This window comes from uncultured Dialister sp., assembly GCA_900314595.1.
Taxonomy (GTDB): Bacteria; Bacillota; Negativicutes; order Veillonellales; family Dialisteraceae; genus Dialister.
The window spans coordinates 148,549-164,213 of record OMVW01000003.1 but is presented as its reverse complement, the minus strand read 5'-3'; the positions used below and the strand labels follow the sequence as shown (position 1 = coordinate 164,213).

Annotated in this window: 16 protein-coding genes; 10 read left to right on the top strand and 6 right to left on the bottom strand. The window is 47.5% G+C overall.

Annotated elements, in window-relative coordinates:
• Window positions 1-103: 103 nt before the first annotated feature.
• On the bottom strand, window positions 104-412 hold the full coding sequence (locus QZN42_RS02630; RefSeq protein WP_296954171.1) for a hypothetical protein: 309 nt from the start codon (window positions 410-412) through the stop codon (window positions 104-106).
• Between the two features lie 9 nt (window positions 413-421).
• The gene (locus tag QZN42_RS02625) at window positions 422-1,042 is read right to left on the bottom strand and encodes a M48 family metallopeptidase (RefSeq protein WP_296954170.1); all 621 of its coding nucleotides are present in this window, start codon (window positions 1,040-1,042) and stop codon (window positions 422-424) included.
• A gap of 87 nt (window positions 1,043-1,129) precedes the next feature.
• Here QZN42_RS02625 and QZN42_RS02620 point away from each other — a divergent pair, with 87 nt between their 5' ends.
• The 10 genes from QZN42_RS02620 (at window position 1,130) to QZN42_RS02575 (ending at window position 10,559) form a co-directional block, all read left to right on the top strand.
• Window positions 1,130-1,894 (top strand): SDR family NAD(P)-dependent oxidoreductase, encoded by a 765-nt coding sequence (locus QZN42_RS02620; protein WP_296954169.1) that lies wholly within the window; start codon window positions 1,130-1,132, stop codon window positions 1,892-1,894.
• A gap of 196 nt (window positions 1,895-2,090) precedes the next feature.
• Window positions 2,091-2,375 (top strand): 30S ribosomal protein S6, encoded by a 285-nt coding sequence (gene rpsF / locus QZN42_RS02615; protein ID WP_008860071.1) that lies wholly within the window; start codon window positions 2,091-2,093, stop codon window positions 2,373-2,375.
• An 11-nt stretch (window positions 2,376-2,386) separates the two neighbouring features.
• Window positions 2,387-2,929 carry a single-stranded DNA-binding protein gene (locus QZN42_RS02610; RefSeq protein ID WP_296954168.1) on the top strand — a complete coding sequence of 181 codons (543 nt, stop codon included), beginning with the start codon at window positions 2,387-2,389 and terminating at the stop codon, window positions 2,927-2,929.
• Window positions 2,930-2,961: 32 nt separating this feature from the next.
• On the top strand, window positions 2,962-3,192 hold the full coding sequence (rpsR, locus tag QZN42_RS02605; RefSeq protein ID WP_232217348.1) for a 30S ribosomal protein S18: 231 nt from the start codon (window positions 2,962-2,964) through the stop codon (window positions 3,190-3,192).
• Window positions 3,193-3,595: 403 nt separating this feature from the next.
• Window positions 3,596-5,068, top strand: a complete 1,473-nt coding sequence (locus tag QZN42_RS02600) for a DASS family sodium-coupled anion symporter (RefSeq protein WP_296954167.1) — start codon at window positions 3,596-3,598, stop codon at window positions 5,066-5,068.
• A gap of 203 nt (window positions 5,069-5,271) precedes the next feature.
• The gene (gene hrcA / locus QZN42_RS02595) at window positions 5,272-6,336 is read left to right on the top strand and encodes a heat-inducible transcriptional repressor HrcA (RefSeq protein WP_296954166.1); all 1,065 of its coding nucleotides are present in this window, start codon (window positions 5,272-5,274) and stop codon (window positions 6,334-6,336) included.
• A gap of 13 nt (window positions 6,337-6,349) precedes the next feature.
• On the top strand, window positions 6,350-7,000 hold the full coding sequence (gene grpE, locus QZN42_RS02590) for a nucleotide exchange factor GrpE (protein WP_296954165.1): 651 nt from the start codon (window positions 6,350-6,352) through the stop codon (window positions 6,998-7,000).
• Window positions 7,001-7,065: 65 nt separating this feature from the next.
• Window positions 7,066-8,943: a molecular chaperone DnaK gene (gene dnaK, locus QZN42_RS02585; protein ID WP_296954164.1), complete on the top strand. Its 1,878-nt coding sequence runs from the start codon at window positions 7,066-7,068 to the stop codon at window positions 8,941-8,943.
• Window positions 8,944-8,963: 20 nt separating this feature from the next.
• Window positions 8,964-10,136, top strand: a complete 1,173-nt coding sequence (gene dnaJ / locus QZN42_RS02580) for a molecular chaperone DnaJ (RefSeq protein WP_296954163.1) — start codon at window positions 8,964-8,966, stop codon at window positions 10,134-10,136.
• 165 nt (window positions 10,137-10,301) lie between these two features.
• On the top strand, window positions 10,302-10,559 hold the full coding sequence (locus QZN42_RS02575) for a hypothetical protein (protein ID WP_296954162.1): 258 nt from the start codon (window positions 10,302-10,304) through the stop codon (window positions 10,557-10,559).
• Window positions 10,560-10,599: 40 nt separating this feature from the next.
• Here QZN42_RS02575 and rpsD read toward each other — a convergent pair whose 3' ends face one another.
• From rpsD to QZN42_RS02555, 4 genes are all read right to left on the bottom strand, one after another.
• A complete protein-coding gene (gene rpsD / locus QZN42_RS02570) occupies window positions 10,600-11,193 on the bottom strand; it encodes a 30S ribosomal protein S4 (RefSeq protein WP_296954161.1) in 594 nt (197 codons plus the stop codon).
• 163 nt (window positions 11,194-11,356) lie between these two features.
• The gene (locus tag QZN42_RS02565) at window positions 11,357-11,950 is read right to left on the bottom strand and encodes an aminodeoxychorismate/anthranilate synthase component II (RefSeq protein WP_296954160.1); all 594 of its coding nucleotides are present in this window, start codon (window positions 11,948-11,950) and stop codon (window positions 11,357-11,359) included.
• The gene (gene trpE / locus QZN42_RS02560; protein ID WP_296954159.1) at window positions 11,947-13,434 is read right to left on the bottom strand and encodes an anthranilate synthase component I; all 1,488 of its coding nucleotides are present in this window, start codon (window positions 13,432-13,434) and stop codon (window positions 11,947-11,949) included. The genes QZN42_RS02565 and trpE overlap by 4 nt, the downstream gene beginning before the upstream one ends.
• A gap of 330 nt (window positions 13,435-13,764) precedes the next feature.
• Window positions 13,765-15,585 carry an ornithine decarboxylase gene (locus tag QZN42_RS02555; RefSeq protein WP_296954158.1) on the bottom strand — a complete coding sequence of 607 codons (1,821 nt, stop codon included), beginning with the start codon at window positions 15,583-15,585 and terminating at the stop codon, window positions 13,765-13,767.
• Window positions 15,586-15,665 lie beyond the last annotated feature (80 nt).

The window sequence follows — 15,665 nt, the reverse complement described above, 5'->3', positions numbered from 1 at the left end:
AGTGACAGAAGCACAAGCGCGTTAACGCGCAGCCAGTAATAAAAGGCCCTTGTGGCCGCATGTGAAGAACCACCAGCTATGCTGGTGGATTTCTTTTTGATGGTCATTTGACCAGTATATCTTTTATTTTCATAATCAGGCTTACCAGGGTCAGGATGACCACAAAAGCTGTGATGGTCATAGACCAGGCTATACCGATATGCATATATCCTTCAAAGGAAAAATCCCAGGAAAAATACATGAGGGTGATGACTATAGTGGAAATGCAGCCGATGGCCAGAATGGCTGGCTTCTCCCTGTATGTAAAAAGAAAGAAAATACCTGCTGCATATCCCAGCACTCCGGCGGCAGAAAGAAATATATCATGGTAGAGCACCAGCGAAAGAATGGAAAGGATGAATGCGTATTTCATAGGAATTTCTTATTTCACCAGACTTTCAAAGTCTTTGTCTCCATGGAGCCAAAGGAAATGGTCCTGGGTAGAGGCTTCGGGTCTCACATGCTGCGGGTCCAGGGAAATCGATTTTTTTAAGTATTCCAGGGCTTTGGCCTTATCCCTCTTGTCGGCATAGTTGGTGGCAATCCCATAGTAAGACCAGGTATTCTGCGGGTCTTTTTCGATGACCTTTTGGAAATACCGAATGGATTCATCATAATGCTTCCCCAATTTCTGGGCCATAGCCATGTCGAAAAAAGCCTGGGTATAGTCTGGATTGATGGCAAGGGATTTCCTGATCGTTTCTATTCCTTTTTCCGGGGAAGTATCAAAGGCTTCCAGGATTCCTTTGAGGGAAAGGGCCTTGTAATTTTCACCATCTCTCCCAAGAGCCTCATCGGCGAGGTTCAGGGCTGTCCTGTGATCCCCCTTTCCATAGGCAGAAATCGCTTGCTCGTAAAGCTCAGATGATTCTTTACTGATTTCATGGACTGCCGGGGCAGAAACGGAAGGAGCAGCCGGCGGCAGAGCCGGTTTTTCCTCTTTCCCGCAGCCCGGGAGAATGAGGGCAGAAGCCATCATGAAGGCGATGGGCAGATATTTCATAAGATTCTCCTTTTTCTCTGTGACAGGGAATTGAAATTGGGTATAATAAAATATATTTCTTATTATTATATCAGAAGGAGAGTCCATATGAGTCATTTTGCATTCATCACCGGCGCCACCAGCGGAATTGGTCTGGCGACTGCGAAAGCTTTGGCAGAAAAAGGATATGATCTGGTCCTGGCGGCCAGAAATGAAGAAAAACTGGCAAAGATAAAAAAAGAAATTGAAGAAAAAGAGAAAGTATCTGTGACTGCTTATAAACTGGATGTACAGAATTCAGATGAAATTCATGAAGTGACCATCCGCTGTCTGAAAGAGGTGGGGACGCCTTATATCCTTCTTAATGATGCAGGTCTCGCCAGAGGTCTTGAACCTTATGAGGAAACGGATGAAGATGATATTCTCCAGATGGTGGAGACCAATATCAAAGGACTTTTCCTTATGACACGCGCTTTTCTCCCTGCCATGCTCAAAGCCAATGAAGGCCATATCATCAATATGGGTTCCACGGCAGGACTTTATGCGTATGCGGGAGCAGCAGTATACTGTGCGACAAAAGCAGCCGTTAAGACATTCAGCGATGGAATCCGGATTGATGTTATTGACAGTAATATCAAGGTTACCACAATCCAACCGGGCATCGTGGAGACTCCTTTCAGTGAGGTCCGTTTCCATGGTGATAAAAAGAGAGCTGCTGCCGTTTATGAAGGTGTAGATGCCCTTCAGGCTGAAGATATTGCCAATATCATCGCTTTCGTAGCCGATCAGCCGAAAAGGGTACAGATTTCCGATGTTGTCATCATGGCCAATCAACAGGCTACAGGGTTTATGGTGAGCAAGAAGAAAAAGTGATTGGCAGCTGAAGCGTCAGGCTGCAAAAAGGTGAGATTTGTCAGGGGAATGAAATTCTGTAAAAATACAGGGATTTATAAATTTCCATTTGCATTTTGACGGCTGTTCATGTATAATAATTAAGCTTGCTATTTGGCAAGAAACTTCCTGGCCCGCAGAGAGTGCGGGACATAGGTCCGAAAAGGAGGCGAATTTCGTGAAAAAGTATGAAGTTATGTTCATTGTGAATGCAGCTAATGATGAAGTAATCAAAGCTGCTGTTAAGCTGGTGCAGGATACCATTACCAGAATTGGCGGCACCATCGACAACACTGATGAATGGGGTAAACGTCATCTTGCGTACGAAGTAAAGCATCAGAGTGAAGGATACTACGTAGTAGTAGATTTCCAGGCTGACCCGGCGCAGATTAAAGAACTTGACCGCGTTATCAAGATTCATGAAGAAATTATCCGTCATATCATTGTTAAACAGGATGACTAAGAGGCAGCACTATGAATTCAGTTCAGATTATGGGTAACCTGGCCCGGGATCCGGTTGTTCGCGCTACAAAGACCGGCCGTGCCGTAGCATCCTTTACGGTTGCAGTGAATCGCAATTTCACAAATCCCCAGGGCGAACAGAGGGAGATTACTGACTGGATCAACGTTGTTGCTTGGGGTCCCTGGGCGGAAGCTGCAGGCAACCAGCTGAGAAAAGGAACACGGGTCTTTGTAGAAGGCCGTTATACCACCCGTTCCTATGAAGCGCAGGATGGTACAAAAAGGTATGTGACTGAAGTGAATGCAAACTTTATTGCCATTCCTTTGAGCACAGCCGGTGGTTCTTCTTATGGACAGCAGCAGACTCAGGGCGGTTCCTACGGTGGTAATAATGGCTACAACGGAAATAATAATTTCGGCGGAAACGGTGGTTTCGGTGGAAATAATAATTTCGGAAATAACGGCGGCTTCGGCGCTGCCGGCCAGAATAACCAGCCGAAAGGTGATTTTGGTCAGTTCGGACCTTCTTCCAAGGATGAAGACATACCGTTCTGATAAACATTGATTTTGGAGGATAATAAAGCATGATCAGAAGAGATAGAGTTAGAAGACCGAGAAGAAAGGTCTGCCAGTGTTGCGTAGATCACGTAGACACCATTGATTACAAAAACGTTGCTGCACTGCGTCGTTTCGTTTCCGAAAGAGGCAAGATTCTGCCCCGCCGTGTAACCGGAACCTGCGCAAAACATCAGCGTAAAATCAATCTCGCTATCAAGAGAGCAAGAGCCATCGCTCTGCTTCCTTTCAGCGCTGACTGATGAAAATATAAAAAACCGTGAAGTCTCTTGGTTTCACGGTTTTTTGATGCATAGAAAGACAGTTAGAAGAAGGTCTCCGGAAATATTTCACTCAGCCCTTTCGTCCGCAAATTATTGGTGACAATCACTTGCAGATGATCGCGGATAGACAATCTTCTGTTGCCGATGGTACCATTTATGATTTTGGGTAATGATTGACCCCACATCTAATCATAATTGTCATACTGGTTGACACCCGGAATTGACAGGTCTATACTAAGAATAAATAAACAGACCGAGCAAAGAAACTCCTGACTGCCATGGGGCAGTGCGGGATTTTTTTGTTACCGGGACGGACCGGCAAGAGTGGAACGGAAGGGTACCGTTTCATGACATCGGTCTTTTTTGTTTTGGGGGTGAAAGTATGAATCAATCAGAGGGGATCGCGAAGAAAATCGGCTTGTGGGCTGCGTTGGCGGCCATGATCATTGTCTGGCTGTTCCCAACGCCGGTAGACTTGCCTACCCAGGGTCACAGGCTCATTGGAATTCTTGCATTTGCAGTCATCATCTGGATGACCGAAGGCGTTACGTACCCGGTCAGCGCATTCATCATCATGGTTCTGATGGCATTTTCACTGGGCATGGCGCCAAATCCGGCAAAACCGACAGCCATTCTGGGAACGGCAAATGCCATGAAGATGGCTTTGGCCGGATTTTCAACAACTGCCTGGGCATTGGTGGCAGGGGCTATGTTCCTGTCGGCGGGCATGATGATCACAGGACTTGACAAACGAATTGCTCTGGTCGTCATGAGCCATATCGGTGTGAAATCCAATCATCTTGTCATTGGTGTTATTTTCGTAGGTTTCCTGCTTTCCTTCTTTGTTCCGTCCACTACGGCCCGTGTATCCTGCATGGTTCCGATCGTGGTCGGGATTATCAGGGCCTTTGGGCTGAAAGAGGGTTCTCCCTTTGCTGCCGTACTGATGATGGCAGTGGCTCAGGCAGACTCTCTGTGGAATATCGGTATCAAGACGGCAGCCGCCCAGAACATGGTGGCCATCGGCTTTATCCAGCAGGTGCTGGGACAGGATATTTCCTGGATTGAATGGTTCATGGCCGCTGCTCCCTATGCAGCCATTATGTCCGTGGTCCTGTACTTCCTTCTGATTCATACCATTCCACCAGAAGTCAAGGAAATGCCTGGCGGCCGGGAAGCGCTGGAAAAAATGCTGAAGGAAATGGGACCGGTTTCCTTTGCGGAAAAGAAACTTCTTCTCGTTTCCTTCCTGCTCCTGTTCTTCTGGGTCACTGAAAAGAAACTTCATCCATTTGACACGACTACTGTGACCGTAGCGGGGATTATGATCATGATGATGCCGAAGATCGGTGTCATGACCTGGAAACAGGCAGTACCTCACATCAACTGGGGCACAGTCCTTCTCTTCGGCGTCGGCATCAGCCTTGGTACGGCTCTCCTGAAATCGGGGGCTGCCATCTGGCTGGCCCATCACTTCGTGGCCATGTTCGGGATGGAAACCATGACTCCGCTCGTGATCCTTGCTGTACTTGCTTTCTTCCTTACGATTATTCATCTGGGGTTTGCCAGTGCTACAGGTCTCGCTTCGGCTATGATTCCAATTGTCATTGCCGTTCTCCAGAGCGTCAAGACGCCGGGGATCAATGTACTCTACATGACCATGATCCTGCAGTTCACTGTTTCCTATGGCTATATCCTGCCGGTCAACGCACCGCAGAACATGATTGCCTATAGTACCGGTTATATCACATCCAGAGATTTCCTGATCACCGGTATTCCCTTCACCATCCTTTCCCTGATTGCCATCCTCATATTCTCTGCCACATACTGGCACTGGCTGGGATATGTGGGTTAGAAGAAATTGAAATCCTGAAAGGGGAGACTTTCGAGTCTCCTCTTTTTTATTTTTTGTAATTTTAGACTGGGAAAATTCATTTTGCTTTACAACGAATTTCTTGTAAAAATGCCATAAAGTCTTGACAAGGCAGGGCATGAATGATATTCTATTATCGTAAGTTAGCACTCAAAGCTAATGAGTGCTAATAACAAGGTGATAATATGGCAGCACGCAGAGCAAAAAATGATGGCGACCGTCAGGGAGCCAACGAACTGAATGAAAGAAAGAGAAAAGTCCTCTGGGCCGTGGTTCAGGATTATGCGGATACTGCAGAACCCGTAGGGTCCCGCACCATTGCCAGAAAGTACGATCTTGGCGTCAGCAGCGCCACCATCCGGAATGAAATGCAGGATCTGGAGGACGAAGGGTATCTGGAGCAGCCCCATACTTCCGCAGGACGTATCCCTTCCATCAAGGGATATCGTTTTTACGTTGACTGGCTCATGCAGCCTTCTCCCGTAACCAGTGAAGAAGAATCCATGATTGACAGCATGCTTCTCAATCATGTGACCAGGGTGGATGAAATATTCCGGAATATGGCCAAAGCCGTGGCGGCCCTGACCCACAACTTGTCGGTTGCTACTTCGGCGGGATCGAAGAAGAAATTCAACTATATCCGTTTCCTGCCGCTGGACGGCATCCGGGCCATTCTTCTGGTCGTTTCCGATCAGGGGGATGTGTCCAATGCAGTAGTCGAAATACCAAAAGGTACCACTTTTGATGGAATGCAGCTTCTGGCGGACAAGATGAATTATTTCCTTCATGACCGGGAAATCGCCGCTATGGATGAAAAGACCATTCTTTCCTTCCAAAAGGAAATAGAAAAGGACCTGAGTCCTTATGTGAATGTGTTCAAGGCACTGCAGCAGGCCCTGACTCCGCCGAAAGAAGTTTACTCCGGCGGCGCCTCCCAGCTGATTGAACAGCCGGAATTCAAAAATGTGGAGAAAATGCAGGATATCCTGAACCTTCTTGAGCAGAGAGATATGCTGCAGAGCATGCTTCTTTCCAGTTCCGATCAGCCCATTGCCGTGCATATTGGTACAGAAAATACAGTGAAATCCCTCTCAGACCTCTCCATCGTCCGTGCCCAGTTCTCTTCGAATGGCCGGGTAATCGGGTCTGTGGCTGTACTTGGTCCTACAAGAATGCAGTACAGCAGAATTATAGGCATGATGCGATTCATGCAGCAGAGACTGGATACACTTCTGAAAAATAAAGAATAATAGGAGGATCCTGATGAAAGACGAGAAAGTCAAAGTCGATGTGAAAGTAGAGGTTAACCAGAAAGCTGCTTCCGGTGAAGCGCCGAAGGCAGAGCCGAAACAGGAAGTGAAAAAAGAAATACCAAAACCCACGGCGGAGGAATTGCAGCAGCAGGTCATTTTCCTGACAAAGCAGGCTGCCGAAGCCCAAAAACGGGCCAATGAAGCGGAAAGTAAAGTAAAAGCGGGAGATGCGAAGATGCAGGCAGCCCTTTCCCAGTATGTGAGACTGCAGGCGGATTTCGATAATTTCCGCCGCCGCACCAGGGAAAACGATGCCAAAGCGGCAGATATCTACAAATCGGAAACATTGAAAAATTTCCTTCCGGTCCTCGACAACTGTGAACTGGCCCTGAAGCACATGAAAAAAGAAGAAGGCAGCGAAGCCTATGCGAAAGGCTTCGAGCTCCTCCAGAAACAGCTCCTGAAGATCATGAATGACTTCGGAGTCACCGAAATGGAGGCTCAGGGTAAGCCCTTTGATCCCCATTTCCATGAAGCCGTCATGATGGTAGAAGCCGATGACAAGGAAGATGAAACGGTAGCCGCCGTATTCCAGAAAGGCTACATGTACAAAGATACGGTATTACGTCCTGCCAGAGTCCAGGTTGTAAAGAACAATTGACTATGGCAGCACAAATATAAAAAATATCAATATTAGTAAAATATAACGAAAGGGGACATTTTAAAATGTCAAAAGTAATTGGTATTGATTTAGGTACAACCAACTCCGTAGTAGCTGTCATGGAAGGCGGCGAACCGGTCGTTATCCCGAACGCAGAAGGTTCCAGACTTACTCCTTCCGTAGTCGGCTTCTCCAAGAAAACCGGTGAAAGACTGGTAGGCCAGCTGGCAAAGCGTCAGGCTGTTTCCAACCCCCACCGCACCGTAGTTTCCATTAAACGCCATATGGGCAGCGACTACAAAGTCACCATTGATGACAAATCCTACACCCCACAGGAAATTTCTGCCATGATCCTTCAGAAACTGAAAGTCGACGCAGAAGCTTACCTGGGTGAGAAAGTCACTGAAGCCGTTATTACCTGCCCGGCATACTTCACCGACAGCCAGCGTCAGGCGACAAAAGATGCCGGCGCTATCGCAGGACTGAAAGTTCTCCGTATCATCAATGAACCGACTGCATCTGCTCTGGCTTATGGCCTGGACAAGATTAAAGACGGCAAAGAACACAGATTCCTGGTCTATGACCTTGGCGGCGGCACATTCGATGTTTCCATCCTCGATCTTGCTGACGGCGTATTTGAAGTAGAAGCATCTTCCGGCAATGGTCATCTGGGCGGCGATGATTTCGATGCCCGCGTCATGGACTGGATTGCAGATACTTTCCAGAAACAGAATGGTTTTCCGCTGAAACGTGATCCCATGACCAATCAGCGCCTCAAGGAAGCCGGCGAAAAAGCAAAGATTGAACTTTCCAGCATGATGTCCACCGATATCAATCTGCCCTTCCTTACCGTAGATGAAGACGGCACTCCGGTTCACTTCGAAGGCACTCTGACCCGTGCAGAATTTGACCGCATCACGGAAGATCTCGTTCAGGCAACTGTAGAACCTATGGACCGTGCTATGAAAGATGCCGGACTCTCCATCAATGATATTGACAAGATTCTCCTCGTTGGCGGCTCTTCCCGTATCCCGGCCGTTCAGACCCTCATTAGAAATAAATTCGGTAAAGAACCATCCAAGGGAGTCAATCCGGATGAATCCGTGGCCGTAGGCGCAGCCATTCAGGCAGGCGTACTCAAAGGCGAAGTCAAAGACGTACTTCTTCTCGATGTCACTCCGTTGTCCCTGGGCATTGAAACTCTGGGCGGAGTCTTCACGACCATGATCAAGAGAAATACCACCATTCCTACCTCCAAGACCCAGGTATTCTCCACGGCAGTCGATAACCAGCCATCTGTAGACATTCATGTACTCCAGGGCGAAAGACCGATGGCAGCCGATAACAAGACCCTCGGCCGCTTCGAACTCTCCGATATTCCGCCGGCTCCGCGAGGAATTCCTCAGATTCAGGTCACTTTTGATATCGATGCCAACGGTATTGTCCATGTTTCTGCAAAAGATCTGGGTACCGGCAAGGAACAGAAGATTGATATTACCTCCTCATCCGGTCTCTCTGATGAAGAAATCAAGAGAATGCAGGACGACGCAAAGGCACACGAAGCAGAAGATAAGAAACGTAAAGAAGCCATTACTGCTAAGAACAATGCAGAAGCCCTGATTTACCAGGCTGAAAAGACCATCAAAGAACTGGGTGACAAAGCAGACCAGGCAAAAGTCAAAGAAGTCAATGACGCTATTGCTAAACTGAAAGAAACCCTCAAAGGCGACGATACCGAAAAGATCAAAGCCGATGCCGAAGCCCTCACCAAACCGCTCCACGAACTGACCGAAAAACTTTACCAGCAGGCTCAGCAGGCACAGCAGGCTCAGCAGCAGGCCCAGAATGCCCAGGGCACACAGCAGGGACCCCAGGGCAGAGCCAAAAAAGACAAAGACAATGTAGTAGATGCTGATTACAAAGTCGTTGACGACGACAAATAATCAGGAATAGAGATTTCTAAATGGCAGACAGCAAGGATTACTATGATATCCTGGGCGTCAACAAAAACGCCTCGGATGACGAAATCAAAAAAGCATATAGAAGACTTGCCCGCAAGTACCATCCGGACCTGAATAAAGACAATCCCAAAGCGGCAGAAGAAAAGTTCAAGGAAGTCAACGAAGCCTACCATGTACTTTCTGATGCCGATAAAAGGGCCCAGTACGACCAGCTCGGCCACGACGCCTTCACTCAGGCATCCCGGGGCGGAGCCGGGGCAGGGGGATTCGGCGGATTCGGACAGGGCGGCTTTAATGGCCAGGGATTTGACTTCGGCGGATTCGATATGGGGGACATCTTCGACATGTTCACCGGGGGAAGCCGCAGAAGAAATAATGGACCTGAACAGGGCGCAGACCTTCGCTATGATATGACCATTACCCTTCGGGAAGCATTCACGGGAGTGAAGAAGAAATTCTCCGTCACGAAAAACGAAGTCTGCGATCACTGCCATGGAAATGGCGCTGAACCGGGCTCCTCCGTGGATACCTGCCCTGCCTGCCATGGGACAGGCCAGCAGAGAGTAGTCAGAAACGGCCCTTTCGGCCAGATGGTCAATATCGTGACCTGTAACGAATGTCATGGCACTGGCAGAATCATCAAAAACAAATGCCATAAATGTCACGGCAGCGGGACCATTCGTGCCTCCAAAACCATTGAAGTCAATATTCCGGCAGGCGCTGACAGCGGCGTACGGATGAGAGTGGCCGGAGAAGGCGAACCGGGAAAACGGGGAGGCCCGAAAGGCGACCTTTACGTCTATATCTTTGTCAAAGATGATCCGGACTTCGAAAGAGAGGGAGACGATCTTTACAGAATGGTTGATATCTCTTATCCGATAGCAGCTCTGGGTTCCACCATCAAAGTCAAGACACTGGATAAAGAAGTAGAACTGAAGATTCCCGCCGGCACCCAGAACGGGACCAGATTCCGCATTTCTGGTGAAGGCATGCCCCGTCTTCAGTCCACCCGCAAAGGCGACCTCTATGTGGAAGTCCGCGTGGTCGTACCGAAACGACTTAATGAAAACCAGAAAAATGCCCTTCTCCATTACGCTAACGAAATGGGTGAAGACTGCAGCCAGTACAAAGGGAAGAGCTCCTTCCTGGACAAGATTATTGATGCATTCAAATAATAGAAATAGAAAAGCATGGAAACCATTTTGGTTCCATGCTTTTTGGGTGCAAAAGTTCCCAGCTCCTGAAGTTCTCATCAAGGTTGTAAGTTTTGCAGCTTTGCATTAACGGTTGTCTATAAGATTATAAACCGTACGGAATCGGGGTGGGGAGGACGCGGATTTATGGACGCCGTACTTTTCGATTTTGCCTTTGGTATACATTTTCGAATGGAAAGTTTGTGGCTGACAGAGGAGTTTGTCTACTCAACGGTTGTGCCGAAGCTCCACTATCAAAGGGAGCCTTTCCACGAAGGTTTTGACTCAGTTTCAACGGGAATGATATTAAATTTCAGACATCGGTCAGCATATGTTTTGGTGGCTCCTTCAGATGGGAGAAATCACCCGTTTGCTGTGGGGCCTTTATTTTTTAAGGCACAATAAAAAAGCTGAGGCATTGCCTCAGCTTTTTTGTGGTCCTTTATTACTTGGAGTACAGTTCGACGATGTTGGTTTCGTTGACTTCGTCTTTGTAAGGGAGTTCATCTCTCTGCGGGAATCTGGTCAGGGTTGCAGTCCAGTTATCGAAGGATTTTTCGATATAAGGGAGATCGAAGGATTTCATTTCCTGGAAAGACTGTTTGAACATTTCATTGGATCTGTAAGCATCCTTCAGGGAAATCACCTGGCCTGCGCGAACCGGGTAAGATGGAATATCTACTCTCTTGCCATCAACGGTAATCAGGCCATGGGTAACCATCTGACGAGCCTGACGGATGGAGCGTGCAAAGCCTGCACGGTATACAAGGTTGTCCAGTCTGGTTTCCAGCAGGAACAGCAGGTTTTCACCTACGACACCGGACATTCTCCTTGCTTTATCATAATAGCGGTAGAACTGCTTTTCAAGCAGGTTGTACATCGCTTTCACTTTCTGTTTTTCTGCGAGCTGAACGCCGTATTCAGACTGTTTTTTCTGATGAGCGTCTGCTACCTGCCGTTTTAACGCTTTCGGATGGCCGTATACGTTTACGCCGAAACGTCTGCTTGTCTTAAAACGGAGATTTCTGTTTGTTGCCATTGTGTAGATCACCTCTCTAAAAAATTCGCTGTCCGATATGAAACAGCTTTATTATTATAAAAGATTTTATGGATTCTGTCAAATGAAATCAGTGGAAATACAGGCGTTTTTCTGCTTTATCTGTAAAAATATTTTCATTGTGCTGCGGATCCGCAGCAGATGGCTAAAGGTTGGTCGCTGCTTTTTTTCTTGCGATGGCAAAGAAGTTTTCCAGAATCTTGTGACCTTCAGGGGTCATGATGGATTCCGGATGAAATTGGAGTCCGTAGACGGGATAGTCCCTGTGCTCCACAGCCATGATTTCGCCGTCTTTCGTGCGGGCGGTGATTTTAAGGCATTCCGGCATTGTGTCTTCTACAGCTGCCAGGGAGTGATAGCGGGCAGCTTTAATGAATTTGTCCATACCTTTGAAGAGGGGACTTTCCGTATCAAGTTCAATGGTGAATGCTTTGCCATGGACCAGTTCTTTGGCATAGGAGACGGTAGCACCGAAGCATTTGCAGATGGCCTGATGGCCCAGACATACGCCGAGAATCGGAATTTTTGGTGCAAAGCAGCGGATGGCATCAATGGAGACACCTGCATCTTCAGGGCGTCCGGGGCCCGGAGAGATGAGGATAGCCTCGGGGTTCATTTCTTCCAGTTCCTGGACAGTATAGGTATCATTTCTGATGACTTTGATATCAGGATAGAGGCTTCCTGCGAGCTGGAAGAGGTTGTAGGAAAAGCTGTCGTAATTGTCGATGAGAATAATCATTCTAATCCTCCTTCTGCCTCGTAAATAGCGGTGGTGAGGGCTTTTGCCTTGTTGAGGCATTCCTGGTATTCTCTTTCCGGCTGGCTGTCGGCTACGATGCCTGCCCCGGACTGGACGCAGAGGATGCCATTTTTCTTATAGGCCAGACGGATGCCGATGCAGGTATCCATATTTCCTGAGAAATCAAGATACCCGATGGCCCCTCCGTAAATGCCCCGCTTTCTGGATTCCTCCTCTTCGATGATTTCGCAGGCCCGGAGTTTTGGCGCACCGGAAAGTGTACCTGCCGGGAGGACTGCATCGATGGCATCGACGGCATCTTTATCATCCCGTATTTTTCCTTCCACTGTGGAACCGATATGCATGACATGAGAGAAGCGGAGGATATTGAGGTAGCGGTCCACTTTGACAGTACCGATTTTGCTGATTTTGCCAAGATCGTTCCGGCCAAGGTCTACCAGCATATTATGTTCGGCCAGTTCTTTTTCGTCTTTCAGAAGCCCTTCTTCCAGGGCTTTGTCTTCTTCCGGCGTCTTTCCTCTGGGTCTTGTACCGGCAAGCGGGAAGGTGTAGAGGGTGCCGTCCTGAAGTTTTGCAAGGGTTTCCGGGGAAGCGCCTGCTATTTCCACATTGTCACTGGTGAAGTAAAACATATAGGGGGAAGGATTCAGCATGCGGAGTATCCGGTAGACATCAAAAATGCTGCCTTTTGCCTTTGCAGTGAGGGGATTGGAAAGGACTACCTGAAAAATATCACCTTCTACGATGTAATGTTTGGCCTGATTTACCATAGTGCCATATTCTTCTTTTGAATGGGCCGGGATGAGGGGTTCAAGAAGTTCCAGTGGCTTGAAGGCTGCCCTGGCACCAGAGGAGAGGAGTTTTGCCATCTCTTCCAGTTTTTCTTCTGCCTCTTTGTAGGATGATTCGGGATTTGCAGTGGATACGCCGCAGAGGAGGATGATTTTTTGTTTGAAGGCATCAAATATGATGAGCTTATCGAAGAGCATGAGGTCCACATCATTGAAATCGGCATTTTCCACGTTGGTGAGTTTCAGAGTGGGTTCGGCATACTTGATGTAGTCATAGGAGAAATAGCCTACGAGACCTCCTGTGAATGGGGGAAGACCGGGAAGTTTGGGACTTTTGTTTTCGGAAAGGATTTTTCGAATGGCATCGCCGGGGTGGTCCACTATTTCTATGGTTTCTTCCTGTTCTTCATTTTCATCGCCTTTGCGTATGCAAAGACGCCCGTTCAGGCAGGTGAGTTCCAGGGTTGGGTCGTAGCCCAGAAAGGAATAGCGGCTCCAGGGCTGGTTGCTTTCCGCACTTTCCAGTATAAAACAGTGATGACTGGCAGCCCGGATAGTCCGCATGACTTCGATGGTTGTAAAGCGGTCTGCCATGATTTCGCGGCAGACGGGAATCCGTTTGTAAATCCCCTCTGCACTGAGTTTTCTGACTTCTTCAAGAGACGGGTACATAGTAACCTCCTTTGAAATGTCCGGGCAATAAAAAATCCGCCCGGGCAGGAATAATTCTGCCAAGGACGGATGATTCCGCGGTGCCACCTTGTTTCACGATTACGTGCGCTTAGCGGGATACTGACATATCCCCGGCAACTAACGTATGCCCCACGTCATGGTATACTTCCAGAGGTTTCGCCATGCCCTCAGCGGTCCATTTGGCAGACTGCATCTCGATCCATTCTCACCAGGCAGGACTCTCTTTGCGCGCATTTTCTGCTTTGATCTCCGCTTCAACGGTTTATATTTTGTAGATTAATCGGAAATGATGATTTTGTCAAGTGTTTTTTAGTACGCTGCCACCCACACATAGGGCATTCCGTCTTCATGATGGACACCGAGTATTTCGGGGAGAAAATCGGGGAAATCTTTCCCGTATTCCTCCAGAAAGAGGAAATAATCGAGAATGGTCCGGGACCAGACTTCTCCGGCAGCAAGGACGCAGATCCCAGGCGGGTAGGGAAGGATATTTTCCAGAGAAATATGACCTTCCGCTTCGGTAAGGGGAATTTTTCTCCTTTTCCCTTTGACAAAAAGATCATGGGCATTTTTGCAGGAAAGGGAGCATTGGGGGAAATATTTCTTCTGAAATAAAGCTTTGGTAAGATTTCCTGCTTTCTTTGTGAAAAGTAAATTGCTGAAGCGGCAGCAGAAATCTTTCAGCCCTTCCCCTTCCTTCGAGGTGATGGCGGGGAGAAAATCGCTCATGGGTCTGTTTTCGAGGTAAGCTGTTTCAAATTCTTTCAATGCGGAAAGAAGGTAATCGGTCTTTTCGGAAGTGTCTCCGGGTTCGTTCAGGAAGAGAAGGGTATAGAAATCTGATTTTTCTGCCGTGATTCCCAAACTTTCCAGGTAGAGAGAAACGAGAGGAGCAGGGATGGAGTGACAGTTATCGGTAAAAGAACCGGTGATGATGAGTGTCTTGCAGGGATCCAGAGTCACAAAGGAAGAGGATAATTTTGTAAATCCCATTTTTTCATCCGGAGTGAAAAAAGAAATGTCATGCATGATGGTTTCTGTGTCATAGTCTTCCCATTTCTTTCCATAAACTTTATCGGGCAGAAAAGGCTTGAAAAATTTCGTTTCCCAAAGAAGCTTCTTTTTTAATTCTGTAGCAGAGTGGAAAGCTTTGGCCCAAATTTCTTTTCCTTTTTTCCGGTGAATGAATGCATTCATTTCAAGTCCTGCGAAAAGAGGGAAGTAGGGTGATGTGGAAATGTGCATAAGAAAGGCATCATTCAGCACATCATGGGGAAGGTATCTTTTTTCATTTTTGATGTGGCTGTCTTTTTTGTGAATCTGGCTTGTCATAGAAAAACCGGCTAACTGTTTGTGAACTGACTGAGTTACAAGGATACCGGGGTCATCTTTTAAAAGAGGAAAGGTAAGAACTGCGGAGTCTTTCAAAAGAGGAATAAAATTTTCATAACCTGCCCATGCGGCATCCAGAAGAATATAATTACATAGGCTGCCGATACGTTTCAATATTTCCTTCATATTTAGAAAAAGACCGTCATATGTTGCAAGCTGCAGGCAGGCAAGACGGAAAGGACGATCCTTTTTCAAGACATCAGGATCAAGTTTTTCCGCTTCTCTGCGCAGGAATTTTTCATCCAGCGACGATGCATCTATAGGGCCGATGATGCCATGACTGTTTCGTTCTGAAGGGAGGTAGACTGCTCTGGCACCTGCTTCAATCAATGCTCCCTGCCAGGCTGATTTATGATTGTTCCGGTCAAAAAGGACCAGGTCTCCATCAGAAAGAAGAGCCGATGTGGCAATACGGTTGGAACCTGAGGTGCCGGACAGGACGAAAAAGCATTCATCACTGTTCCATGTTTCTGCAGCAAGACGTTCAGCCTGTCCGGATACGCCTTCATGAGAAGAAGGATCGCCAATGATGGAGGAGGAGTCGGATATATCTGCCGTGAAGGGGGAAGTTCCCAGGGCGCTTGTAAAGAACCGTCCTTCCGGGATAAGGTTATAAAATTGCCCGCTGTGGTGACCGGGAGTATCGAAGTCTTTTCTGCCTGCTGCTATCATGGAAAGAAGGGCAGAGGTGAAGGGAGGAAGGTCTTTCAGGTTCAAAGTTTTTTTATCGTCTGTCATAAGGAATCTCCTTTAAATCTATTATACATGATTTCTTATTTCCATAAAAAGGAAGACTCTTTCTTTTCCTTTCTCCCGGT